Annotated in this window: 21 protein-coding genes and 1 pseudogene; 15 read left to right on the plus strand and 7 right to left on the minus strand. The window is 65.5% G+C overall.

Features of this window, described 5'->3' with window-relative positions; genetic code table 11:
* Positions 1–54 precede the first annotated feature (54 nt).
* Entirely contained in the window at positions 55–2,043 is a 1,989-nt protein-coding gene (locus P8R42_05745) for a DUF3604 domain-containing protein (GenBank protein MDG2304149.1), read from the plus strand.
* Between the two features lie 360 nt (positions 2,044–2,403).
* On the opposite strand, the gene P8R42_05750 is transcribed toward P8R42_05745, so the two are convergent.
* Complete coding sequence (locus P8R42_05750; GenBank protein ID MDG2304150.1) at positions 2,404–3,069, minus strand: hypothetical protein; 666 nt, start codon at positions 3,067–3,069, stop codon at positions 2,404–2,406.
* A 329-nt stretch (positions 3,070–3,398) separates the two neighbouring features.
* Between P8R42_05750 and P8R42_05755 the strand changes: the two genes are divergently transcribed.
* Positions 3,399–5,576, plus strand: coding sequence for a DUF6351 family protein (locus tag P8R42_05755; protein ID MDG2304151.1), 2,178 nt, complete (start codon positions 3,399–3,401; stop codon positions 5,574–5,576).
* 21 nt (positions 5,577–5,597) lie between these two features.
* On the opposite strand, the gene P8R42_05760 is transcribed toward P8R42_05755, so the two are convergent.
* Positions 5,598–5,933 carry a hypothetical protein gene (locus tag P8R42_05760; GenBank protein MDG2304152.1) on the minus strand — a complete coding sequence of 112 codons (336 nt, stop codon included), beginning with the start codon at positions 5,931–5,933 and terminating at the stop codon, positions 5,598–5,600.
* A gap of 9 nt (positions 5,934–5,942) precedes the next feature.
* Entirely contained in the window at positions 5,943–6,119 is a 177-nt protein-coding gene (locus tag P8R42_05765; GenBank protein MDG2304153.1) for a hypothetical protein, read from the minus strand.
* A 118-nt stretch (positions 6,120–6,237) separates the two neighbouring features.
* Between P8R42_05765 and P8R42_05770 the strand changes: the two genes are divergently transcribed.
* Both P8R42_05770 and P8R42_05775 read left to right on the plus strand, forming a co-directional pair.
* Positions 6,238–7,242, plus strand: coding sequence for a hypothetical protein (locus P8R42_05770; protein MDG2304154.1), 1,005 nt, complete (start codon positions 6,238–6,240; stop codon positions 7,240–7,242).
* A gap of 13 nt (positions 7,243–7,255) precedes the next feature.
* The gene (locus tag P8R42_05775) at positions 7,256–8,842 is read left to right on the plus strand and encodes a hypothetical protein (protein MDG2304155.1); all 1,587 of its coding nucleotides are present in this window, start codon (positions 7,256–7,258) and stop codon (positions 8,840–8,842) included.
* Between the two features lie 231 nt (positions 8,843–9,073).
* Here P8R42_05775 and P8R42_05780 read toward each other — a convergent pair whose 3' ends face one another.
* Positions 9,074–9,364, minus strand: a complete 291-nt coding sequence (locus P8R42_05780) for a hypothetical protein (protein ID MDG2304156.1) — start codon at positions 9,362–9,364, stop codon at positions 9,074–9,076.
* Between the two features lie 230 nt (positions 9,365–9,594).
* Positions 9,595–11,667, minus strand: a complete 2,073-nt coding sequence (locus tag P8R42_05785; protein MDG2304157.1) for a hypothetical protein — start codon at positions 11,665–11,667, stop codon at positions 9,595–9,597.
* Positions 11,668–11,709: 42 nt separating this feature from the next.
* Between P8R42_05785 and P8R42_05790 the strand changes: the two genes are divergently transcribed.
* On the plus strand, positions 11,710–12,993 hold the full coding sequence (locus P8R42_05790; GenBank protein ID MDG2304158.1) for a glutaminyl-peptide cyclotransferase: 1,284 nt from the start codon (positions 11,710–11,712) through the stop codon (positions 12,991–12,993).
* On the opposite strand, the gene P8R42_05795 is transcribed toward P8R42_05790, so the two are convergent.
* Complete coding sequence (locus tag P8R42_05795) at positions 12,990–13,382, minus strand: hypothetical protein (protein ID MDG2304159.1); 393 nt, start codon at positions 13,380–13,382, stop codon at positions 12,990–12,992. The genes P8R42_05790 and P8R42_05795 overlap by 4 nt on opposite strands.
* Positions 13,383–13,504: 122 nt before the next feature.
* Here P8R42_05795 and P8R42_05800 point away from each other — a divergent pair, with 122 nt between their 5' ends.
* The 7 genes from P8R42_05800 (at position 13,505) to P8R42_05830 (ending at position 21,765) form a co-directional block, all read left to right on the plus strand.
* The gene (locus P8R42_05800) at positions 13,505–15,136 is read left to right on the plus strand and encodes a PQQ-binding-like beta-propeller repeat protein (GenBank protein MDG2304160.1); all 1,632 of its coding nucleotides are present in this window, start codon (positions 13,505–13,507) and stop codon (positions 15,134–15,136) included.
* 57 nt (positions 15,137–15,193) lie between these two features.
* A complete protein-coding gene (locus P8R42_05805; GenBank protein ID MDG2304161.1) occupies positions 15,194–15,874 on the plus strand; it encodes a response regulator in 681 nt (226 codons plus the stop codon).
* 18 nt (positions 15,875–15,892) lie between these two features.
* Positions 15,893–17,671, plus strand: coding sequence for an ATP-binding protein (locus P8R42_05810; GenBank protein ID MDG2304162.1), 1,779 nt, complete (start codon positions 15,893–15,895; stop codon positions 17,669–17,671).
* 132 nt (positions 17,672–17,803) lie between these two features.
* A complete protein-coding gene (locus P8R42_05815) occupies positions 17,804–18,625 on the plus strand; it encodes an arylamine N-acetyltransferase (protein MDG2304163.1) in 822 nt (273 codons plus the stop codon).
* Complete coding sequence (locus P8R42_05820; protein MDG2304164.1) at positions 18,622–20,391, plus strand: CocE/NonD family hydrolase; 1,770 nt, start codon at positions 18,622–18,624, stop codon at positions 20,389–20,391. The genes P8R42_05815 and P8R42_05820 overlap by 4 nt, the downstream gene beginning before the upstream one ends.
* 53 nt (positions 20,392–20,444) lie before the next feature.
* Complete coding sequence (locus tag P8R42_05825; protein MDG2304165.1) at positions 20,445–20,639, plus strand: hypothetical protein; 195 nt, start codon at positions 20,445–20,447, stop codon at positions 20,637–20,639.
* Between the two features lie 337 nt (positions 20,640–20,976).
* A complete protein-coding gene (locus P8R42_05830; GenBank protein MDG2304166.1) occupies positions 20,977–21,765 on the plus strand; it encodes a phytanoyl-CoA dioxygenase family protein in 789 nt (262 codons plus the stop codon).
* A gap of 16 nt (positions 21,766–21,781) precedes the next feature.
* On the opposite strand, the pseudogene P8R42_05835 reads toward P8R42_05830, so the two are convergent.
* Positions 21,782–22,003: pseudogene (locus tag P8R42_05835) on the minus strand (alpha/beta hydrolase).
* A gap of 232 nt (positions 22,004–22,235) precedes the next feature.
* Between P8R42_05835 and P8R42_05840 the strand changes: the two are divergent.
* The 3 genes from P8R42_05840 to P8R42_05850 all read left to right on the plus strand — a co-directional run bounded on the left by P8R42_05840 (position 22,236) and on the right by P8R42_05850 (position 24,041).
* Positions 22,236–22,646 carry a hypothetical protein gene (locus P8R42_05840; protein ID MDG2304167.1) on the plus strand — a complete coding sequence of 137 codons (411 nt, stop codon included), beginning with the start codon at positions 22,236–22,238 and terminating at the stop codon, positions 22,644–22,646.
* Positions 22,647–22,746: 100 nt separating this feature from the next.
* The gene (locus P8R42_05845) at positions 22,747–23,475 is read left to right on the plus strand and encodes a dienelactone hydrolase family protein (protein MDG2304168.1); all 729 of its coding nucleotides are present in this window, start codon (positions 22,747–22,749) and stop codon (positions 23,473–23,475) included.
* Between the two features lie 191 nt (positions 23,476–23,666).
* Positions 23,667–24,041: a hypothetical protein gene (locus tag P8R42_05850; protein MDG2304169.1), complete on the plus strand. Its 375-nt coding sequence runs from the start codon at positions 23,667–23,669 to the stop codon at positions 24,039–24,041.

The following is a 24,041-nucleotide window of genomic DNA, read 5'->3' on the forward strand; positions in this document are numbered from 1 at the left end:
CTACAATCGAGTGACGCGGGGGGCGATGAGATGACCCATAGCCGGAATCCGATCATGGCTGCCCTTCTGGGGCTCATCGTTGGCTGCAGCTTCGAGGTGAACACCGAGCCGTGGTCTCCGCCTCCGGAGCCGGCAAAACCGACTCGGCTCATCGACCGAGCGCCCTGCTCGACCCACGTCCCGGAGCGGCAGCCCCTTTTCGGGGATCTCCACATCCACACGGCGATCTCCATGGATGCCAACTCGCTCGGCACCCGAACTTCACCCGACGACGCATACCGATACGCGACCGGGGAACCGATCCCCGTCTTTTCAGGAAGCCCGTCCGATGCGCCTCGAACGGCGCAGATCGATCGCCCACTGGATTTCGCCGCGGTCACGGACCACGCGGAATGGATGGCCGAGGTTTCCCTCTGCACGACCCCAGGGGCGGCAACCTACGGCAGCGATGGCTGCCAGATCTATCGGGGAGAAGAGGATTCCTGGCTCGCGACACTTCTCGGTTTGAAGGGCTTCCGGGCACGGATCGGCGGACTCATCGGCCTCGGAGGACGACGCTCGGACGTCTGCGGCGACGGGGATTCCGTTTGCCGGGACGAAATCGCATCCGTCTGGAAGACGACGCAAGACGCAGCCGAACGCTGGTACGACCGCACGGACAACTGCTCGTTCACGACCTTTCACGCCTGGGAGTACAGCCACTCACCGAACTCTACGAAGGTTCATAGAAACATCATCCTTCGGAACGAGATCGTTCCTGAGTTGCCGATCTCCTCCCTCGAAACCCCACGCGAGATCGACCTTCGCCACCAACTCGTCGACCAGTGCAACGACACCGACACCGGCTGCGAGGCGATCGCGATTCCGCACAACCCAAACCTCTCCAACGGTCAGATGTTCAAGATCGAGTACGCGGACCTACCTCTGGAAGAGCAGCGCAAGGAAGCCGCATTGCGAGCCCGGCTCGAGCCGATCGTCGAGATGATGCAGATCAAGGGCGAGAGCGAGTGCCGCAACGGCATGTACGGGGTTGTCGGCGCAGCCGACGAACTCTGCGGCTTCGAAAAAATTCGCGACTTCGGTCCACAGAAGTTCGAGGACTGCGAAGAAGGTGCCGGCTGGGGTGCCCAGGCAGCCAAGGGCTGCCAATCCAGGACCGACTTCGTACGGTACGCGGTTCTCGAAGGTCTCCGGGAGGGCGACCGCATCGGGGTGAACCCGTACGAGTTCGGCTTCATCGGGAGCACGGACAACCACATGTCCACGCCCGGCTCGGTCAGCGAGTATGGCGTCCCGCACAAGTTCGGAGCCACCCCAGAGGCTCTCCTCACGATCGGCGACAAGGTCCGCGCGAACTCGTTCTGGAATCCAGGCGGGCTCGCCGGGGTGTGGGCCGAAGAGAACACGCGGGATTCGATCTTCGATGCACTGAAACGTCGCGAGACGTTCTCGACGAGTGGGCCGCGCATCGTGCCCCGTTTCTTCGGCGGTTGGGACATCGACCCCGACATCTGCAACGCCCCCGATCTCGCGAAGGCGGGGTACGCGGCCGGCGTTCCCATGGGCGCCCGCCTGCCCTCGGGCCCCTCCAAGAACGTTCCTGCTACCTTCGTAGTCGCGGCGATGGGCGATGTGGGGGTGGTGGGGGAGCCCGGGACGCTGCTTCAGCGCCTGCAGATCGTCAAAGGCTGGGTGGGCGCGGACGGGCTCTTCCATCAGGAAGTCCACGACGTGGCCGGCGATGCGAACAACGGGGCGGGGGTCGATCTCGAGACATGCACGCCGACGGGGCCCGGAGCGCGGTCGTTGTGCGGCGCGTGGACGGATCCGAATTTCGACCCGGAGGTCGACGCGGTCTATTACGCGCGCGTCGTCGAGAATCCGAGCTGCCGGTGGTCGACCCGACTGTGCAACTCCCTGCCGGCAGGGGGACGCCCCGACGGCTGCACTTCGGAGGAACTTCCGCGCACGATCCAGGAGCGCGCCTGGACGTCGCCGATCTGGTACGCGCCGCCCGAGCAGGCAAAGGAGAGCCCCACATGAGCTCGACGCTCAAAGGAATCGTGATCGCGGGCCTCGCGGTCTACGTGTGAGGCTTTGTGTACTGGGGCGCGAGCGCACCGAGCTACGGGGAGCGCATCCGCGTTCCAGTCGTGGTCGGACTCATCGCCGTCGTGCTCGTCGACTTCGGACGCGCAGTCTGGTGGCTGATCCCCTGTACTGGATTCTCGCGCAACGGTTCTACAACTTGAGCGGCCCTACTCGTAGGCGCAAACCTCTCGCACTACGTGAAAACGACCGACTGACGACTCGAACGAACGACTCTCACCGCAAAGCGACACCCGAGACGGATAGCGCACCACCCACTACGGCGAACGCGCCGTCACGTCGCAGCCCGAAACTTCAGGGCAGCGCGCCGCCCTCAATCCACGCCTTGATCAGACTGACGTCCCGCGCCGCAAGCATGCCACCGAGGGGCATGCGGCTGCCGCCACCACCGGCATCACCCTGCGTTCCCTGGATCTTAAGCAAAAGGTAGCTCCCAGAAGGGTCACCGGGCGTGATGTAGTCCAGATTGCTCTGGCCCGACGGCGCATTCACCAAGTCGCTGATTCCGTTGGAGAATACAAAGTCGCCCGAGTTGCCCCGAAGGTGACAGTCGCCGCACGCCGCATCGAGGACCGGTAGGACGTCGTCTGCGAACGTCGGCGTACACACCGTGCTCGCCGCCTCGAAGGCAATCCCGCTCAGCGAGCGCCCGCCACTCGGCGAGCCCTCACACGCATTCAGGATATCATCCACCTCCAGCTCCCACTCGTCAGCAGTCGGGCCCCCGTTTTTGCTCGTAATCTGCTGGAAACAAGGACACTTCGCGTCTTCGACGAAGCACAGCAGCGCCCCGATCCCTTCGACGGCCCCGAGCTTGATACCCGTCAGAATATCCTCCTCGCCACAGTCAGAAGCGATGCAGGAGAACGCCTCATCGCATGTGGCGGATGCACCGCGAGCGACTCCGGGAGCCGCGATAATCAGGGCCAAACAGATGATGACAAAGCGATACGATGACAATGGGCTTCCTCCTAGCAGAGCGCAGCGATCATCCGCCGGCCACGGCTTCAATGGTGTTCTCACGCCTACTTCGCCTGCCCTCTCGCAGCAATCTCTTAACAACCCAACGGGCCGAACCGCGCGCATTCGGTCTCTCGAGCGGCGCGTATGCCGAAGCACCACGCAAAACCTCGCGGACGGCCCCGCGCCGAAAGAGGGTCGATCCGTTCAACCCACAATGGGAGATTCTCTGAGAGCACGGTAGCTTCGACCGACCGCCCCAGCAACGACCGCCGTCGGCTCGTGGTACGAACCCGAAGCTCCCATCCCGAACCTCTCGGAGAAACCAAATGAAACGACTGCTCCCACTCACCGCCCTATCCCTCGCCCTCGTGGCCGCCTCCGGCTGTGGCGACGATTCGACGTCCGGCTCCGGCACGAGCACCGCACCCCCCGCACCTCCGACGGCGCCCCAGGGTCTGAATCTGGCCGTCGTCACACAACGGGCAGACATGATCAGCGGCGGCGACGTCCTCCTCGCCTTCGACCTCCCCGAAGGGGCGGATACCTCCGAAGTCGAGGTGCAGGCAAACGGAACGACGGTGGAACCTTCCTTCCGCTCTCTGCGAGATGGTAGCCAGGGCGTGCTGGTCGAGGGCCTCCCCGAGGGAAACAATGTCTTGCAATTGAGCGTCGGCGAAACGCACCAGCAACTTTCGGTGACGAACTATCCGGTCACGGGGCCGATCTTTTCGGGGCATCACCTACCCCTCCCAGTCTGCTCCACCGATGCCCACGGGCTGGGCCCGGCGGTCGACGCGAACTGCTCCGCCCCCACGCAAATTCGGTATCGCTACTACGACGCAGACGGGGAGTCGCATGTGCTCAACGACCCGAGTTCGCTTCCGTCGGACGTCATGCTCGTCGACGGCACAGACCTGCCCTTCGTCGTGCGCGAAGAAGTCGGGACGATCAACCGAGCGATCTACTGGATCACCGTCCTCGACCCGTCGCCAGGCGAATCCGATTGGGACGCATCACATTGGAACGGGCGACTCGTGTACCAATTCGGCGGCGGCTGCGGCACGACGTACACCCAGGGCTTCCGCTTACAGGGGGCCCCGAGCCCAAGCGCTCTCGCGAGCGGCTACGCGTTCGCCACCGCGACGTTCAACACGATGCAGGTCATGTGTAACGACGTCCTGTCTGCTGAGACCGTTCTGATGGTGAAGGAGCGCTTCACCGAACGCTACGGCGTCCCCGAGCTCACGATCGGCCACGGCGGGTCCGGCGGCGCGATCCAGCAGTACTTGATCGGCCAGAACTATCCGGGGCTTCTCGACGCGCTCTCCCCCACCGTTCCGTTCGCCGACGTCCTGACGACGGCGCTGGGCGTGCTCGACTGCAGCCTTCTCCTCAACTTCTACGAGGCCGCCGGCGCCGACTGGACCGTAGAACAGCAAACTGCTGTGAACGGCCACCTGACCGCCGGGACCTGCGGCTTCTGGGACCTCACGTTCACACCCGGCATCCGCGCGACCGAAGGGTGTGCCATCGGAGTCGCCGGCGCGCTCCCGGGGATTCCCGCGCTGCCCCCGATCGATCCGGGCCTGCTCTACGACCCGATCGAGAACCCGGACGGCCTGCGCTGCACCGTGCAAGACACCAACATCAACGTGGTCGGCGTCGATCCCGAGACCGGCCTCGCTCGCCGTGCCTGGGACAATATCGGAGTGCAGTACGGACTGGCCGCACTGAACGACGGCATGATCTCCGTCGATCAGTTCCTCGACTTGAACGAGACCATCGGCGGTTACGACGAGGACGGCTTCATTCATGAGATCCGCACCGCTGCCACCGAAGAGACGGTTCGCCTCGCGTACGAAACCGGCCGCGTCGTGACGGGGCAGAGCAACCTGCGCGAGATCCCGATTATCACGACCGACATCTGGACCGACGATCAAGCCGACATCCACGATCGCGTGCGCGCCTTCGGCCTCCGCGAACGACTGCGACTGGACGACGGATCCAACGCCCCCGGCTTCATGATCTGGACGACGGACCCCGCAGGCGCGGCGCTGATCGACAGCTTCGCCGGAGGTGCCAATGCCGGCGTCAGTCCCGTCGGCGTCCTCGACGACTGGCTCACCGCGATGCAAGGTACCGACCGAACCGATTTCGTCACGCACCTCGAGAGCACCCGCCCCGAAGCCGCGATCGACAACTGCATCACGGCGGACGGCGACCACTTCTCCGGTCTCGATATCTACGAGAACCCGGGCCCGTGCACCGATCCGTATCCGATCAGTGCCGGGCCTCGAATGGTCTCAGGCGGGCCCGTCTCCGAGCACGTCTTGAAGTGCAGCCGCATGTCGGTGTCCGACGCCACCACCGCCGGCATTTACGCGGTCGAGTTCACCGACGCCCAGCGTGCGCGCCTGGAGGCCGTCTTCCCGGACGGCGTCTGCGACTACAACGTTCCGGGCATCGGCGAAGCGCCGCTCCAAGGGACGTGGCTGCGCTACTGAGACGCGAGCCTGACGCCGCACTCACCCCGCAGCGTCCGCAAGATCGAACTGCCCGATCACCTCCTCGCGATCGAACCCGAACCAGCGATCGAGCCGCTTCGTCATCGACCCCGGCTCGAGCGCCAGGAGTTCTGTCGCGCCCGGCGCCCGCGACGGCACGCCGTCCGCAGGCACCTCCGCCCCAGCGGTCCAGACGATCGCGTTCAAGACTAGGGTCCGAAAATCGTCATTCCCCCAGTTCCAGTGGAAGTGCCCCCCGGTGAATCCGACACCTCGACCGCCATCGCCGCGCGGCTCGTCCGCGAGAACAGCGGTCAGAATCGGCACCACGCCGACCGCGTCCTCGCGGAACCGCAAGTTGAAGTATCACTCGTCGAACGCCTCGAACGGCGCCACCCCTCGCGCGATGGGGTGCTCCGCGGCGAGCGACGTCTTCGCGCTCCAATGCGGATTCGTCGACCAGCCCGACTCGTACAAACCACCGATCCACCGCCGGAACGCTTCTCCGGCCTCACCGGCGGGGACCTCCACCGCGTAGTGCATCGCCATAAGGAACAAGACGATCGCGCTTCAAAAACGCCGCCACCGCGTCCCGCTCGGCCGCCCGTACGACCGTGAGGTTGAATCCCGAGCGAGGCTCTGAGAACAACGTCTCCACGCGATGTTTTCCCTCACCCGCGAAGAACTTCGTCAAACCGCCGCCTACACGGCGATCCTCGTCATCCTCGCGGCGGTCGTGGTGGCCAACATCCGGTACTTCGGCGAGGGCGACCAGCAGCAAGACATCTACTTCAGCTTCGTCGAAGGCCAGCGGATCGTCGCGGGAGAGAACCCGTATGCGCGCGTTCTCGAAGGGGATTTCCGGCAGAACGACAAATACGCGACGTACTTCCCGCTCTTCTACGAGCTCTCGGCACTGACGCAGTGGGCGGGCCTGCGCGCGTATGGCGACTGGCTCGCGTTCTGGCGCGTGATCTTCGGCCTGTTCGACGTCGGCATCACGCTCCTGCTCTTCGAGACCTGCCGGAGACGCGGCGCGTGGCTTCTCGGCGTTTTCGCCGCAGGGCTCTGGGGGCTCGGACGCTGGAGCCTCTTCATCGTCCTGATCGGACATCTCGACTTCCTGCCGATATTTTTCCTGCTCCTCTCTCTCCTCCTACTGCGCGAGCGGCCAACCGCGGCGTTCCTCCTTTACGGCCTTTCGCTCTCGCTGAAGCAGATCGGGATCTTCGTCGCGCCGCTCTACTTGATCTGGGCGTGGCAGCTCTCGCCCAAGAAAGACGTTCGCGGCGTCGTTCGGGCGGGGCTCCTCATCGCCTTGATCCCCATCGCGACCTCACTTCCGTTCCTCCTCTGGAACGCGCCGGGCTTCTTCGGCAGCGTTCTCTTCTCGGCAACCCGAAACGCGCGAACTCACTTCAGCGCATACTCCGTCGACGCCGCACTCGGACTGAGCGGCCCCCTCGCGCGCCTCCCCATGCTGGCCCTACTCGCAGGGGTCTATGCGCTGGCCGCAACGCGCGCGATCGGCGTCTATACGAGCTGCCTTCTCACGTTCGTGGTGTTCGTCGACTTCAATACCGTTCTCTACACGCACTACCCGGCGTGGGTGGTGCCCTTCATTCCCACGGCCGCGCTTGATGGTGCGTCCGACAGCGTGCCCTGAACACGGTCTTCTCGTGGGAAGCAGAACCCGCCCAGCGCCGTGGGTCGTCGGCCTTCTCCTCTTGGCGACCGCCCTACGCGTATCGAGCTTTGAATGGAACGAACGCCTACAAGGCGACGTGAGTCTGTTCGCACTCACCACACGCAACTTCGTTCAGACCGGCGAGCTCCGGTATCCGATGAAGTACGAGTTCAGCGACCAGGTCGACTACTGCGAAACCCAATCGGTCGCCAGTATGCATCCGCCCCTCTTCCCACTCGCCGCCGGCGCCGTCGGTCGCGCCATCGGGACCGACGACACGTTCCCCCTTCTGAAGCTCCTGTCGGCGATTGGGGGTGCCGCGCTCCTGCTTCTTCTGGCGCTCCGCACGCGGACTACGGTTGACCACGGTGCGATGGTAGCCTTGGCGTTCGTCTGCGCGTCCCCGAGCCTGGTCGACTTCTCGGCGAACGGCAGCCCCTACATCTGGTCCGGCCTGTTCCTCCTCCTCGCGACGATCCTCATCGGGCGAATTCCAAACACACGAAAAGCGGACTTCGCCCTGGCCGGGGCCCTCGCCGCCCTCGGGCCGCAGATCCACTCCGCGCTCGCCTCGATTCCGGTCGCCTTCGTCGTGGTTGGCGCGCTCGAGTGGCGGCGCGTCTCGCTGCGCGATGCATCGATCTTCTTCGGCGTCGCCGCGCTTCTTGCAGCGCCGTACTTCACGTGGAACCTGGTCAATTTCGGGTCGCCTCTCTACAGCTACAGCCCTCACGTCCTCTGGACGAACCTCGGATTCGCACAGGAAGGCATTTGGGGAAATGTCATCACCTGGCGGTGGCTCGACGCCCCACGGGACGGCGCGAGCGCAGTGACCCTTCGAACCATCGCGGAGAGCACCGGGGAGACTCTCGTCGGACTCTTCCGCGACGGCGGCCCGGGCGCGCTCGCTCTCGCCGCGGCAGGCCTCATTGTTCTTTTCCGCCACAACGCACGCGGACTCGCGTATCGCTTCGTCCCACTGGCCTTGTACCTCGGGCTCGTCCTGCCCTTTTTCTTTCGAGACCGATTCGTGGTCCCACTTCTCCCGCTGACCTACGTCGTCGCCGGGATCGGCTTCGCCGCCGGCTGGGCCTCCAAGCAACGGTTGCTCGCCGGGGCTTGCGCCGCCATCGCCCTCGCGTGGATGGTCCCCGCATACTTCGAGTCCCCTCCGACCCGCTACTACCTGAACGACGCGCCTCATTCCGAAGCGTACGAGGCCATGCTTCCCATCGCGCGACGGCTGGCACTCCTTCCGACGGGCACGACGCTCGGGTACTCCAACACCCTCGCGGGCGGCATCGAAGCGGTCTACCACCACCGCCAGCCATTCGTTCGCGGTCGCTCGCACAGTTCCCCGCGAGAGGAGCACCCCGGCGACGTTCTTCGAAAGCTCGGCCGGGACTTCCAGGTACGCTACGTCTGGGCAGACGCGTTTACGAAAGGTGAGGTGCAGGAGATCTTTCCGAACGCGACCGAGGTCCTTGGAAACGGCGCGTTCTTCGTCCTCGAGCTTCCGCCCGAAGCGCGCACGGGCAGTGTCTGCGCCCCCGAGCAGGACCGTCTCCTCTCTCCGTGAACACCCCGCTCCGAACGCGACGATAGCCGACGAGGGCGAGACGACGGACTACCAGCGGATGCGCCGCAGCGACACTCCCTCCTGGCCGCGTCCTTCGGCTTTACGATCGCGGTGACCTTTGCGGCGTGGCGGCGATACTGGCTCACCGAAAACGCGGTCCTGACGCACAATCTCACGCTCTTGTTCGGCGCCTGGCTCACCAGGTGTCGCGACGTTCGCGGCGGTGCAGGCCTAGACCCGCAGGGGCTTTCCCGTCTGAATCCAGAACTTGTCGGTGAGCGCCGTCGGAGCACTCGCGTAGATGCTCGAAGCCCAGTTCACGTAGGCCGCGGCGGTCGGAAACCCACCCGGGAAGGGCTCATCGTGAATGGGAAGTTCGTTCCCGAGCGAGATGCGCTGCACGTCGTCGTGCGGAGCGGCGACCCCTGTGAGCAGCTCCGGGAGAAGGATCTGCGGTGGCCACGTCTGATCGTTCGGGAGACCCGGATACTTCGGCAAGAAGGTTCCGAAGAAGTAGTCCATCTTCGGATCCGACGAGGTCAGCGTGTACGAGTCGGATCCCGCCGGGAAGCTAACAAACTCCCGCGGTAGACCGAGCCACCGTGCGCCGACCGCGCTCTCGTCGGCGACGTCACCATTCTAGTCCTCCCGGGCCGGCTCCTGGGTCGACATCCCCAGCATCACCGAGGAGTCGCCGAGAGGGCCCGATCTCGTGCGGGTGCACAACCGGAACCCGGTGCACCAACAGGTCCTCAGGGAAACGCCGGAAGCAAAGGACAGAGGGCCGGCGGGGGCGCCCGCTTCTCGCCGGTAAATCGCTCGGCCTTGTCGTACTTTGCGGAACTGGGGGGATCTCCGGAGGTGCGCGCCGGCGCGTCCGCGCAATAGAGCCAGCCCAGCGTGCCCAACTCCAGACGCAGACCGACGGAACCCTGCGTGGCCTCATCTAGCGTGTAGGAGAAACCGGCGTCGCCAGCCTTGATCTTGAGGACGTCGTCGCGAACCTGCACCGAGGACACCGGGGAGTTCGAGTCGGTCGGCTTCCAGCGGAACCCCTTCGGGTTCGCGGGAGAGCCCAGTGCGGACCACTGATCGGCCGGCAGATCGAACACCGCGATCTCGCCCGAGCCTGCCGTGTTGACAACCGTCAGGCGCGCCCCGTGAATCGTGGGGTCGCCGTCACTGCCCGGCATCGGCGGCCGCACGCGATTCGCCTCGTCCGACTTCTTCGTCGACGCGGTGAATCTGAGACTGCGCCGCTTTGCGAGGATCGGCGGCGTGACATCGTCGCGCATCTCGAATTTCTTCGACTCCACCGTCAGAGGTCGTGCGACGTTGCACCCGGGGTAAGTGAAGTGCGTCGCCCCGAGCGTGAACGCGCTGTTCGGGTCGTCTATGTCGTGGACGACGACCGGGACTTGCTCGATCTGGGGCGTCGTCTCGGTGAGAGTCCTGCTCGCAAGCGCGTTCATGTACCGGAGCTGCGAGTACGGACTCGCCGTCGCCGAGCCGAACGGTTGCTGAATCTCCATCAACATCGTTGCCCGGTCCGGCGTGTGCTCACGCTGCGGCGCACCAACCCCTCCCTCTTGGAAGAAGAGCCAAGGCGCGTAGGGGTGCGTATCCGGCACGCGCGCCAGGTACTGTAAGTAGCGGTGCACGGTCTGGCAGAAGCCCAGGACGATCTCGGGGTCCGTGCCGAAGAGCACGTGAATCGCGACGAAATCTTCCTTGTTCCCCATCGGCATGTAGCGAATGTCGCGACCGGGGTAGCGCTGCGCGCGGTAGTGGTCGAGGAGATCGAGGACGTCGTCACAGGCGTCTCCCGCCGCCGGAACGTGATCACCGCCGGCGACCTCGCACGGACGCACCCCTTGGTAGAAGTCCCAGCGCTGATCGATCTCGTCGACGAGGCTCGGCGTCTCGACGAGGCCCCCGGCCTGCTCCGAGTACCAGCGCTCGATTGGACTCCCCGCCATCGGCGCGAGGGTGAGCCGCGTCTGCGGCTTGTCGTCCAGGAAATCCGCGATCCGCCAGAATTGGTACCAGGCTCCGAAACTCCCGGCCGACCCCCCACTCACAACGACCTCGGCCGTGTCGAAGAACGCGGGATCGATCGTGGTCGCGGCCTGCGCGAACCACTGCATCGCTGCCGCGACGTTGTCGTCGCCCGTGTGCGTCACGTGGGCGAGCAGCTGATCGACCTTAAAACTACCCTGCGAGCCACTGACTGCCGCAACCTCCAGACTGGGATAATCTGTCTCGACTTCTGCAACGGTGCTACCGCCATTCAGAAGATCTTCCACTTGCGACACGAGTATATGACTCGAATCGTGTTCGGAGACGGTCGTCATGTCGTACGTCTGCACGTCGGTGCGCCGCCCAACGTGCATGTCTTGGGTGCAGTACGGGAGGACGAGCCAGTGGCCCGGCCCGATGAAGGCGTTGTTGTCCGCGTGGTCCATGAAGAGCCGCTCGGTCGCGGTCGTCTCGGCCGCGACGACGAGGCGCGTATCCATTCCGGCGAGGTTCCGCATCGAGGTATCGACGCTCTCGGAAGGACACGGATTCGCATCCTCGAGGCATTTCGTCGAACCACCGCCTTCGAAGTAGACGGTCGCGCGCCGCTCGGCCGGATTCGGAGCCTGCGAGAAGAACACCGCGTAGGGCGAGCCGTTGCCACAACTCGCTCCCGGAATCTCGACCCGTGAGAACGTGCGCCCGCCCCATCCACCCAGAGGCCAACTCGCGTCCGCGACGACCGGGATGAGGAGGATGAGGAGGAAGGCATAGGCTTGGGCCAACCGGGGAATCGGGGAGAGCATACGGGTATGATGAGGTAGCACCCGTCAGGTAAAATCGCAGCGATGAAGCGAGAAGAGAACGAAGCCGAAACGCGGGACGCCCTTCGCACGATGTGCCCCAAGGTTACAGGCAACCTCGCGCCCGGCGGACGTCTCGTCGCAACGATGATCCACCCCCGCATCGCGCTGGACGTGCAGATGGGGATCGAGAAGACCGGGGGCGTCATCGAGCTCTCGGACGGCGGAGAGCGTCGCGACGGCACCGAAGTGCTCGCCACGAGGGGCGACGACACGGGAACGTACCGCGTACGGAACTTCTTCGGGACGCAGGGGACCTACGAGACCTATCTGCGGGAAGCCGGACTCTCCGAGGTAAGGTGGCACGGCCTCGCCCTGTCCGACGAGGGGCGTGAGGTGCTCGGCCACGGACGAGCTCCCAGATCCGCTCCCCCCGTCGCAGTGCGCCGGATCGACCCCCAATCAGCCGATCGGGCGGATCCGGCCACCCAGCCCGCGCGAATCCCCGGGTTTCGAGCCGCCCCGGAGGGACCTGCTAGAATCCCGCAGGTGTTCCGACTCCTGGCCGCCCTCAGCATCTTGATCGCCACCGCCTGCGGCGCCGGCGACGGCAACGCGGAGCCTCCGAGCGACATCCCGCGGAAGACGCTCGAGATCGTGCGATCCTACCCGCACGACCGCACGGCCTGGACGCAGGGCCTGCTCCTCGAAGACGGAGCGATGTACGAGAGCACCGGCCTCCGCGGTCGCTCGACCCTACGCGAAGTCGACCTCGTGACCGGAGGCACGAGGCGCAGCATCGATCTGCCCGCCGGCCTCTTCGCAGAAGGGCTCGCATCCGTTGGAGGGCAGTTGATCCAGCTCACGTGGACGTCGGGCGTGGCACGCGTCTACGACCGCGCAACCTTCGCGCTCGAGCGCCAGCACTCGTACGCCACGCAGGGCTGGGGTCTTTGCCACGACGGCGCGCGCCTCGTTATGAGCGACGGAACGAGCACACTCTACTTCCGCGATCCGACGACGTTCGCACGACAGGGCCAGGTCACCGTCACGCAAGCCGGCAAGCCTCTCAAACAGCTGAACGAACTCGAGTGCGTCGGTGGGAAGGTCTACGCGAACAAGTGGATGTCGGACTGGATCTACGAGATCGACCCACAGAACGGGAACGTCACAGCTGCGATCGATGCGTCAGGCCTTCTCACGGCGACGGAGCGAGCCGAGGCCGACGTCTTGAACGGCATCGCGTACCGTGCCTCGAGTGATACGTACTTCATCACCGGCAAGTTCTGGCCCAAGCTGTTCGAAGTACGCTTCTCAGCCGCGCGCTAGAAAGCGCGCGAGGAGCACGCGCCCGATTTTCCGTTCGGCTGGCAGGGTTTGTAGTCCGCCGCAGAAGTGGCCGCCCATGCCGCCATCGCTTTTCTCGGTACGTAGACCCCGGTCAGCGGGATGAACCCGACATTCTTCTCGACGCCGGCGGTGACCACGTCGATGAACGACACGTACCGATCGAGCGTAAAGACCCCGCCCGGCGACCCCATAAAGGGCGGGAAGCGGGAGTGGAAGACATAGGGACGCGCCGTGAGATCCCCAACCGGGGGTGCGGGCGCCTCGAGCTCGAAATCCGGAACGATCGTGGGCGCGGCCGCGCCGTCTCCGCAGGAGGCGACTACACCGAGAATCACGACCAGCATGGTTCGAACGAGCGCTCGGTTCACGGTTCGTAAGCCATTGAGAAACCACATGTTCTCGTCCCCCCTATGCTTCTCATCCGCTCCACCGAAGGCGGGCATTACAGGACCTCGTTGCCGAGCGGAACCGCCCGGCATACGACTGCGTCGTGGCAGCATTCAGCGCATGCGAAAGATCGGGCCGGTGGCTCGCCGTCGTCGGTATTCTCGCCCTCGGGGCCTGCTCCTCGAGTGGCCAGGACGACTCGGGGGGGCCCACCGAACCGCCGGAGGTCACCGTATCCCCGGCGCCGGCGCCCTCCCCCATCGCCACCGAAGTACCTGGGCGACCCGACGACCTGGTCCCGCCGGAGGTGTCGACGTTCGCAGACGACTGGCCGCTGCCCGGTCGCGACTACCGAAACTCCCGCGCCACGACCAACTCCACCATCGACTCGTCGACGGTCGCGAGCCTCGGCATCGCATGGGAGGTTCCCCTCCCGGGAAGCGGCGCGTACGGTAACGCGTCGACGACGCCGCTCGTCTTCGGCGACTCCGTCTACATTCAGGATCTCTCCAGCAACGTAACGGCGATCGTTCGGACAACAGGCGCGGTGCGTTGGAAACGCGAGTTCAACCGCTTCGTGATCGGCCCCAACGGCGTCGCGGTCGGCTGGGGGCTCTTGTACGGGGTCGAAGGCACGGACGATCTTTTCGCACTCAATCTCGTCGACGGGACGGAGGTCTGGCGCCGAAGGCTCACCCGCACGAATACCGACGGCGTCGACATTCAACCGACCGTCTTCGCACGAAAAGTGTACGCGAGTACGGTCCCGGTCAGCCTCCAGGGCATCTACGCCGGCGGCGACCGCGGAATCCTGCAGGCGAGGGACGTCGAGAGTGGCACGATCGCGTGGGAGTTCGACACGATCGCCTCGGACGACATCTGGGGCGAGCCCGACGTGAACTCCGGCGGCGGCTCGTGGTTCCCACCCGCGATCGACGTCGACTCGCGCCGGATGTTCTGGGGCGTTGCGAATCCCGCACCGTTCCCCGGCACGCCGGACTTCCCCAACGGCTCGAGCCGCCCCGGCCCCAACCTCTACACCAACTCCATCCTCACACTCAGCGCGACGAACGGCGCGATGCAGTGGTACCACCAGGTCACGCCACACGACCTCTTCGACCGAGACCTCATCCACACGCTCCTCGTCGACGTCGAAATCGACGACGAGACATCAACCTGCGTCGTAGGAACCGGCAAGGCGGGTCTCGTCCTCGGACTCGACCCCGAGACCGGCGAGGTGCTGTGGGAGACGCCGGTCGGCCGGCACGAGAACGACGATCTCCTCGAACTCGACGGGCCGACCGAGGTCTGGCCGGGAACTTACGGTGGAGTGCTCACCCCGCCCTCCGCGGCCGACGGGGTCGTCTACGTCGCGACCCTGAACGCGCCGAACCGACTCGAACCGGATCGTCCCTCCTACATCGGCTCCGAGCTGGGAACGGCGCCCGGGCAGATAATCGCGATCGGCGCCGATGACGGTCGCATTCTGTGGGACGTGGAAGTCGACGGCGATCCCCTCGGCGGAACGACGGTCGTGAACGACCTCGTGTTCACCGCGACGTTCCAGGGCCGCATCTACGCACTCGACCGCGCAACCGGCGACGTCGTCCACACCATCGAAGCACCCGGCGGGATCAACGGCTGGCCCGCGGTCGTCGGCGACGATCTCCTCTGGCCCGTCGGCCTGGCGAACCCGCCTCGGCTCGTCGCGTATCGGATCGGCGCCGGCTCCTGAGACCGATCTGCTCTCGGCCTTTGCGCGCCCGGCCGCCCGTGTATAGCTTCCGCTCAGATGGCCGAGCGAATCCTCGTAGTCGACGACGAGCCTGATCTTCTCGAACTCGTTCGGGTGAACCTCGCTCAAGAGGGGTTTCGAGTGGACCTCGCCAGCTCGGGTCGGGTGGCTCTCGCAGAGCTCCGCCGGGCGAAGCCCGACCTCGTCGTTCTCGACCTCATGCTGCCCGACATCTCGGGCACTGACCTCTGCCGCAGAATCCGCGCCGACCCGGACCTGTCCGAGACCCCGATCATCATCCTGACTGCGAAGGCCGACGAGGTCGACCGCGTCGTCGGCTTCGAGGTCGGCGCCGACGACTACGTGACGAAGCCATTCAGTCCCCGCGAGCTGGTCCTACGCGTGCGCGCAGTTCTGCGTCGAAAGAGCGGACCGTCGGAACCGCAGGGGTCGGTCGAAGCCGGCCCTCTGATGCTCGACCCCAAACGCCATCGCTGCTTCGTCAGCGGTGAGGAGATCATCCTCACCGCGAAGGAATTCGATCTCCTGCACACTCTGATGCGCAACCCGGGCCGAGTCCTCACGCGGGAACACCTGCTCGATCGGGTGTGGGGCTCGGACGTCGTAGTCACGACGCGCACGATCGATACGCACCTGAAGCGGCTCCGCGAGAAGCTCGGCGCCGGTGGAGAGCTGGTCGAAACGGTCCGTGGAGTCGGGTACCGCTTCGCGGAGTGAGCCCGGCGAACCCCTCCGATGCCGACTCTGCAACTAAAACTCACCGCAGCGCTCACCGCGCTCATCCTGTTCGTGAGCCTCCTCTCGGGCGTTCTTCTCGAGCGGGGCCTGCGGGAACGCGAGACCAAGCGCATCGAGCGCTCCCTCAGCGAACGCCTGGCCCTCGTCGAGCAACTGACGGGGACGACCACGTTCGGAGCCGCGCGGAGCGCGGAACTGGATGCCATCGCCGACCGCGCCGCCGCCGCGGCCGACGCCCGCGTGACGTTCATCACGCCCGAGGGCCTGGTCGTCGGCGACTCCGAGGTCGCTCTCGACCGGCTTCCCATGGTCGACAATCACGCCGACCGGCCCGAGGTTCGCGCGGCGCTACGCGGGAAGATCGGGCAGGACGCACGCCGCAGCGGAACCATCGGGCGGCAACTCTTCTATCTCGCCGCGCCTCGTCAGCAGGGGAAGGGCGTCGTCCGGCTGGCCGTAGACATCTCCAATCTAGACGATGCAGTCTGGGATCTGCGGCGCGAGTTGATCACGGCGACGGCCGTCGGTTTGATCGCCGCGTTTGCCCTCTCGTTCGTCCTGTCGTGGTTGACGCTCCGTCCCCTCACGGAGATGCGCCGCGTGGCCGCATCCATCGCCGGCGGGGACCTGGAAACCCGTCTCCCTCTCCGCGTGAGCGACGAACTCGGTGACATTTCCGACGCCATCAATCGGATGGCCGAGCAACTCCGAACACAGCTCGACGAGACGACGGGAGAGAAGGAACGGCTCGACGCCGTCTTAAACGCGATGGTGGAGGGCGTTCTCGTCGTCGATGCCGGCGGCGAGCTTCTCCTCGCAAACGACCGACTCCGTCAGATCTTCGACGCGCGAGGGCCTCTGCGTGGGCGACCGCCACTCGAAATCGTTCGTAACGCAGACTTCGAGCAGCTCCTCGTCGACGCGAGCGCCACCGACGATCCGGTGTCCTGCGACATCCAGGTCGGCGGACCCATCACACGCGAGTTGCGCGTTCAGGCCGTGCGGTTCCCTTCGGGTGACGTTCCGCGCGTGGGAACAGTCGCCGTGTTCCACGACATGACGGAACTCCGTCGTCTCGAACAGATACGACAAGACTTTGTGGCGAACGCGTCGCACGAGCTTCGGACTCCGCTCGCGGCGGTCCAGGGGTTCACCGAGACGCTCCTTCGTGCCCCGCAGCTCTCGGAGGAGGACAAACACTCCTATCTCGGTATCATCGAGCGCCACGCACTGCGGCTCGGCAAGCTGGTGGACGATCTCCTCATTCTGTCTCGCGCCGAAAGCGACGCCGCGAACCTCGAATTCGTCGAGGTCGACATCGCCTCGGTGGCCCAGGCTCTCGTGAACGACGCCAAGCGGCGCCCGGACGCAGCCGAGGTCACGCTCCGGCTGGTTGAAGGCGCCCCCGCGAAGGCGTGGGCCGAGCGCCAGAGCGTCGAGCAGGTCCTCACGAACCTCATCGACAACGCCATCAAGTACACCGAGCCCGGCGGGCGGGTAGAGGTCCGGGTAGAGCCGTCGGAAGCCTGGGTGGAGGCTCGGGTCTCCGATACCGGCCTCGGCATTCCCGAGCAGGATCTCGCCCGGATCTTCGAACGCTTCTACCGTGTCGACAAGGCCCGATCCCGCGAGATGGGCGGCACCGGGCTCGGCCTCTCGATCGTTCGGCACCTGGTGCAGCGGATGGGCGGCGACATCGCGGTCGACAGTGAGCTCGGCAAGGGATCCACGTTCTCGTTCCGGCTCCCACGAAAACCCCCGGCCGGGACCTCCTGAGCGCGTAGCCGATCACGCGACAAGCATCGCCGAATCCGTGATTCTGGTCGCCGGGGCTCACAGCGTGAAGCACTCGATGACCCTACCGACGGACATGGTTCTTCGACCGCTCTTGGCGTAAGGAGGAGCACCATGTCCGTCGACGCGTACCTCGAACGAATCGCCTACACCGGCCCGACGAGCCCCACCCTGGAGACGCTCATCGGCGTTCACCGCGCCCACATGGACGCGGTGCCGTACGAGAACCTCGCGATCCATCTCGGAGGCGAGAACACCCTCGTCGAAGCCGACTTCGTCCAGAAGATCGTCACGAGGCGACGCGGTGGCTGGTGCTACGAGATGAACGGACTGCTCACCTGGGCGCTGCGCGAGATGGGCTTCGATATCACCCGTGCGTCCGCAGCCGCCGGCCGAGCGCTGATCGGCGACGACGCGGACGACAACCACCTGATCGCCTTCGCGGATCTCGACCGCCGGTGGGTGGTCGACGTCGGACTCGGGGACGGGCCGAGCGAACCGTTCCCTCTCGAGGAACGCAGCTGGTCGGAGGGACCACTCGAGTTCCGACTGGAGCGCCTCGACGGCCCGTGGTGGCGCTTTCACAACCACCAGACCGGCCTGGCGCTCTCGTGCGACTTCACCGAAGAGCCCCGCGAACTGCCGTCGTTCCAGAAGGTGTGCACGATGCTCCAGACCGAGGACGATTCGATCTTCCGCATCTTCGCGCTGGTGATTCGCCGCACGCCGGGTGGATTTCGCGCCCTTCGCGACATCACGTGGATCGAAGCCGTCGACAACGAGAAGCAGGAGCACGAGATCACGTCGGTCGAGGAGTATCGAGAGCGACTGACGGGACTCATCGGCCACTCGCTGGGCGCCGATGCCGACACCCTGTGGCGCGACGCCTCCGCGCGCGCGAAGAAGCGCGCCGACGACACCGCGAAGACGAAGTGAGCGCGCCCAGCCTCGGGGAACTCGTGGAGATGGCCGGCGCCGTCTGGCCAATTCTCCAAAACGCGATCACCTCGGGCCGACTCTTCCGGCCTCAGTGCCACCTGACCGACCCGGACCCCGACATCCTCTGCGAATGGGACGTCCGAATCCCGCTCGCCGATGGCACGCACGTCACCGCGAACGTGTTCCGTTCGAAGAGTGCGGCCGCCCGCGGCGAGAAGGTGCCGGTCGTGATGTGCGCGCATCCTTACGACAACCACTTGATTCCGGCGCTCGGGAAGACGCCCCTCGGCGGCCCCCCGCAGCAGTACCGGCTCATCCCGCAGGAAGACGCGCCCACCTTTTCGACGCTGACGAGCTGGGAGGCGCCCGATCCCAACTTTTGGGTGCGCGCGGGCTACGCCGTGGTCAACATGAACATGCCCGGCTACGCGAACAGCGGCGGCCGACCGACGCTCTTCTCGGCGTCGCAGACCGAGGCGTTCGGCGAGGCGATCGACTGGGTGGGGACTCGCGAGTGGTGCACCGGCAAGGTCGGGCTAAGCGGCGTGAGCTACCTCGCGATCAGCCAGTACGCCGTGGCCGCCGGCCAGACCTCGCGCGGCGTTCCGTCGTGTCTGCGCGCAATCAGTCCATGGGAGGGCATCTCGAACCTCTTCCAGGACATGTTCCGCGAAGGAGGGGTTGCCGAGACCGGCTTTCCCGTCTTCTGGTGGCACACCGAGGTGCGACCGACGATCAACTGCAGCGTCGAAGAGTTCGGCGCGAGCGAGGGCCACCTGCCGCAGGAAGTCGCAGAGGCCCATCCATTCTACGACGACTACTGGCGCGCGAAGGTCCCCGCCCTGGAAGCGATCGACCTCCCGATGCTGATCTGCGCGAGCTTCTCCGATCAGGGGCTGCACTCCCGCGGGAGCCTCCGCGCCTTTCGAAAGGCACGCTCGGCTCAGAAGTGGCTCTACACGCATCGCCGCCTGAAGTGGGACTCGTACTACTCAGACGAAGTTCTGGGACTTACGCGCGCCTTCTTCGATTGCTTCCTGAAGGACGACACCGAGAACGGGTTCCTCGACCAGGCGCCCGTCCGGCTCGAAATCCGCTCGTCGCGCGAGACCATCCACGAAGTTCGTGAGGAGCAAGAGTGGCCGATCGCACGCACGTCGTACCGCCGGCTCTACCTGGCAAGCGAGGAACTGACGGAGGCCGCCGTGCCGAAGGAGTCCGAGCTGATCTACGACGCTCGGACGGGCCAACTTCGCCTACGCTTCGCGTTCACCGAAGACACCGAGCTCACCGGCTACATGAAGCTCCGACTGTGGGTCGAGGCGCGCTCCGACGGGACCGAACCGACACCGGACGACATGATCCTCTTCGCGGGGGTCGAGAAAATCGACGGCCACGGGCAGAAGGTCCGCTTCTACGGCTCTGTCGGGAACCACGCCGACATCATGACGCGGGGTCTGCTGGCCGTTTCCCGACGCAAGCTCGACCGGGCGCAGTCGACGAGGTGGGAACCGGTCCTAAAGAACGACCAGGATGAGAAGCTCCAGGCGGGACAGATCGTATCCGTCGAGATCGCGCTGAACGCGAGCAGCACGTTCTTCGCCGCCGGCGAGGGAATCGAACTCATCGTGTCTCCCACGGAGATCGTGCCCTCGCCGCCCTTTCGCAAGGATGCGCGTACCAATCGCGGGGTCCACGTGATCTACTTGGGTGGACGGTACGACTCGCACCTGCTGATCCCGGTCGTCCCCGCGACTCATTGAGAGGCGAACCCCGGGTCGGCTGCGGGAGAGCCGGCCTTCGACGGGAGAGAACCATGCTTCACGACTTCCAGAACGGCGCGAGCACGATGACTCTCGCCGACGGCCTCGCCGGGTACCACGCGAGCCGCGACGACCTCACCAGGGGCCGCGGCCTCTCCCCGCAGGCCCAAGAGTTCTTCCGCTGCCACGACACCGCCCACGTCCTCTTCGGCACCAACGCCGGCTTCCGCCAACTCCTGTCCGACTAAAACCTCCCCGAGTCCCAGGAGATCTACGCGACCCTTGCTTGGGACGACTTCGAGGAATTCCTCCAAGTAAGCCTCGCAGAGTTGCGCTCCAACTTCCGCGTCGAAGTCCTGACGGTTCGTTGAGTAGAACCGTTCCTTGAGTGGGGACGTTCCTTAATCTCGACGATTTCTTTACTCGTCACTCTCGTGACGGGTGCTTTCGGAAACTCGTTTTGATTTCGGTCGGGCACGGGGGGCATTACCGTGCCCGGGTCGTACCCATCAGCCCCGCCGAACGCCTCGACACCGCCGGCAGGGCAATCTCGTCTCGCCTTGCTATACGATGAGGCATCATCCGATGGGACTCCTGAACGCAGCGCAGCAAGAACAGTGGAAGACGCACGGGTATTTCTCGCTGCCGGGCGAGCTCGGTCCGGAGACGGTCCAGGAACTCACGCGGTGGGTCGAGGAGGTTGCCTCCTGGTCGATTCCGAAGGAACCGGGGCTGCACCACACCGAGGACATCGACGGGGAGGAACGACTCGCGCGCTCCGAAGACTTCGATCCGTATCACGCGGGGCTGTCGGCCTTCATGCGCGACGGCGTAATCGCTCGCGTCCTCGAGGAGTTGTTCGGCGAGCCCGCCGTGTTGTTCAAGGAGAAGATCAACTTCAAGTACCCCGGAGGGGGCGGCTTCGCTCCGCATCAAGACGCGCCGGCCTACCGGTTCATCGACCACCACATCTCGTGCATGGTTCCGATAGACCCGTCGACCATCGAGAGCGGGTGCCTGTACTTCGCGCCGGGCTACGACGAGGGGCTGCTTCCCAACGCCGCCGGCCGCATTGACGAGACGTGGCTGAGCGGGGCCCGGTGGGAGCCGCTCGAAGCCATGCCGGGCGATCTGGTGTTTTTCGACTCCTACGCCCCGCACAAGAGCGGTACGAACGGCTCGAAGGCACCGCGTCGGCTTATGTACCTCACCTACAACAGCGCCTCGAAGGGCGACTTCCGGGAAACCTACTACGCCGACAAGCGCTCTGAGCTCAGAACGGAAGGCCAGGAAGGGGCGTCCGGACACGTCCGCATCTCAATCAACGACGACTTCCTCGGCAAACCCGTGACCGAGCGAACCCAACCACGCTGATCGCCCGACCTGGGCGTCACCGCCGAACGATGTGCTGGCGCGGGAACGGAGCCGAGTGTTCCCATTCGGCAAGCAGAGACCGCAGCGCCGTCACCAATGAGAGCGGCTGATCGAGCATCATGTGATGGCCGGCGAGCGAGATCTCGACCACCGGGGCAACACGACCCAACGCGTCGTACATGATGGCACCTACCTGCGCGGTGACGAGGCCGAACTCCGATCGAATCAGCGCAACGCGGCCGCCGTGAATCAGGACGAACCCCGGCTGGCCCCCTCCCCCCACGCCATCCGGTGAATCGAGCAACCGCTCACCGTGATTTCGTCCTCTTCGGCTTGGACGGCGAGCGCCTGAGCCAGCTACTGCGGGGCGTCTTCGGAAGCCATACCGCAAGGATGGAGATGGCGGGCCGACGCGATGCCGCCGCAGGTGCCGGCTGGAGGCGGGCCCCGGGCTGCGGTATGCCCACCACGTGGGCAAGAACTGGATCCCATCCGCATTCCTTCTCTGTGCATTCGTCGTCGGCCTCGCCGCTTGCGGCGACGGCGCGATGACCGCGGTCGGTATGGCCGCGGGATGGGTCGGCGCGGCTCCAGACCCCCGAGTGGCTGCGATCGCTCCGATCTCGGCCGTGACCGACGGCGATCTCCACCAAGGCACGCAAACGGGACCGAACGCCGGCTTCTCCCGCGAACCGTTGGAGAGCATCGTCGTACCCACACTCCTCATCGGTGGCGCGGCGGACGTCGGCGCCGAAACACTTCTCGAACCGTACACCACGACCTGCGGCCCCGACGTCCTTTCGATCACCGAGGCCACCGGTCTCACCAACCTGTACGTGGTCTCGTTCTTCAAGCGGCACCTCCACGGGGAAGCGGCGTAGCGTAGTTCCTCACGGAACAGTACGCAGGCACCGAACCCCAAGTCCGGTTCTCGACGAAATAGACCCGGCGCGTCCCCATCGAATCGAAAAGGAGCCCCCCATGGCAACGAGCGGCGAAACGATCAAATACAATGCAGGTGGAACCGAGCTGATCGGTTGGGCCGAAACTGGAACGGGAAGCACTCCGCGTCCCGGCGTCCTCGTCGTGCACGAATGGTGGGGGCTGAACGACTACGTCAAAGGCCGCGCGCAGCAGCTTGCCGCGCTGGGCTACGAGGCTCTCGCCGTCGACATGTACGGCGGTGGCCAGACCGCCGCCAACCCCGAGGAAGCCAACGGCCTCATGTCGGCCGCCCTCGGCGACGTCCCTGCCCTAGAGCAACGCTTCCAGGCCGCCGTCGATGCACTCAAGGCCCGGCCCGGGGTCGACGGCTCGAAGATCGCAGCGATCGGCTACTGCTTCGGCGGCGCGGTCGTTCTTCATGCCGCCCGTATCGGTCTGCCCCTGGCGGGCGTCACGAGCTTCCACGGCTCGCTCGGCTCGTTCCACAAGCCGGCGCCGGGAAGCGTGCAGGCGAAGGTCCTGGTCTGCCACGGTGCCGCGGACGCCCTCGTGCCAGAGGAAGACGTCGCCGCGTTCAAGGCGGAGATGGACGCCGCCGGGGCCGACTACCGCTTCGAAGCGTACCCCGGCGCCTTCCACAGCTTCTCGAATTCCGACGCGACCGCGGCCGGCGAGAAGTACGGCATGCCGCTCAAGTACGACGCAGACGCCGATGCCCGCTCGTGGGCCGACATGAGCGCGTTCTTCGGCAAGATCTTCGGCTGAGCGCTGCGCCTCCGCGCCCCACGACGACCGATCCGGCACTCCACCTCGACTTGTACGGCGTCGGTGTTCGCATCACCGCCAAGGACTAAGAGGTCCTCGGACGCATCGAGCGTGACTTCACGTTCTTCCGCGCGAACGCGACCGATGGAACGCCGGATCTGGTCATCGAAGCTCGGCTGGAAGAACCGCGCTTGGGCGGGATTCCGGCGCTTCGGGCGTCGGTCTTCACTCCCCGAAACATCTGTTACTCCGACGGGCCACGCACCTGGATGGACTACGCAGGGCGCGCCCTCGCGCTCTACGATCGCGACCGGCCAACGTTCAAGGCTTGGTCCACTGACCTGCACCTCCTGCATGCGATCGGGAACCGGGAGTGGCTCTGGCAACGGCCGTATACTAACTTTGAGCTACAGCACCGATGGGACCGCCCCACCGCCGGACACAAGCCCGATTCCGGCTTTCTCGGCGTTGGGCTGAACGGAGCGGGCAGCGGGCCTGCACTCCTCGGCCCAGGCAGTGTCCCGATCGAGCTCGATTCTGTCGACAGCGGAGCGGGAGACGGGTAA

This window comes from Candidatus Binatia bacterium (assembly GCA_029243485.1).
Classification (GTDB): Bacteria; Desulfobacterota; Binatia; order UBA12015; family UBA12015; genus VGTG01.

What these genes read in the sequence shown, in the direction of transcription:
- P8R42_05765 (MDG2304153.1), bottom strand. Translation starts at nt 6,119, where the DNA reads ATGCACTACGCGGTGGAGGTCCCCGCCGGTGAGGCCGGAGAAGCGTTC.
- P8R42_05780 (MDG2304156.1), bottom strand. Translation starts at nt 9,364, where the DNA reads ATGGACTACTTCTTCGGAACCTTCTTGCCGAAGTATCCGGGTCTCCCG.
- P8R42_05785 (MDG2304157.1), bottom strand. Translation starts at nt 11,667, where the DNA reads ATGCTCTCCCCGATTCCCCGGTTGGCCCAAGCCTATGCCTTCCTCCTC.
- P8R42_05790 (MDG2304158.1), top strand. Translation starts at nt 11,710, where the DNA reads ATGAAGCGAGAAGAGAACGAAGCCGAAACGCGGGACGCCCTTCGCACG.
- P8R42_05810 (MDG2304162.1), top strand. Translation starts at nt 15,893, where the DNA reads ATGCCGACTCTGCAACTAAAACTCACCGCAGCGCTCACCGCGCTCATC.
- P8R42_05825 (MDG2304165.1), top strand. Translation starts at nt 20,445, where the DNA reads ATGCTTCACGACTTCCAGAACGGCGCGAGCACGATGACTCTCGCCGAC.
- P8R42_05745 (MDG2304149.1), top strand. Translation starts at nt 55, where the DNA reads ATGGCTGCCCTTCTGGGGCTCATCGTTGGCTGCAGCTTCGAGGTGAAC.
- P8R42_05815 (MDG2304163.1), top strand. Translation starts at nt 17,804, where the DNA reads ATGTCCGTCGACGCGTACCTCGAACGAATCGCCTACACCGGCCCGACG.
- P8R42_05755 (MDG2304151.1), top strand. Translation starts at nt 3,399, where the DNA reads ATGAAACGACTGCTCCCACTCACCGCCCTATCCCTCGCCCTCGTGGCC.
- P8R42_05805 (MDG2304161.1), top strand. Translation starts at nt 15,194, where the DNA reads ATGGCCGAGCGAATCCTCGTAGTCGACGACGAGCCTGATCTTCTCGAA.
- P8R42_05830 (MDG2304166.1), top strand. Translation starts at nt 20,977, where the DNA reads ATGGGACTCCTGAACGCAGCGCAGCAAGAACAGTGGAAGACGCACGGG.
- P8R42_05770 (MDG2304154.1), top strand. Translation starts at nt 6,238, where the DNA reads ATGTTTTCCCTCACCCGCGAAGAACTTCGTCAAACCGCCGCCTACACG.
- P8R42_05845 (MDG2304168.1), top strand. Translation starts at nt 22,747, where the DNA reads ATGGCAACGAGCGGCGAAACGATCAAATACAATGCAGGTGGAACCGAG.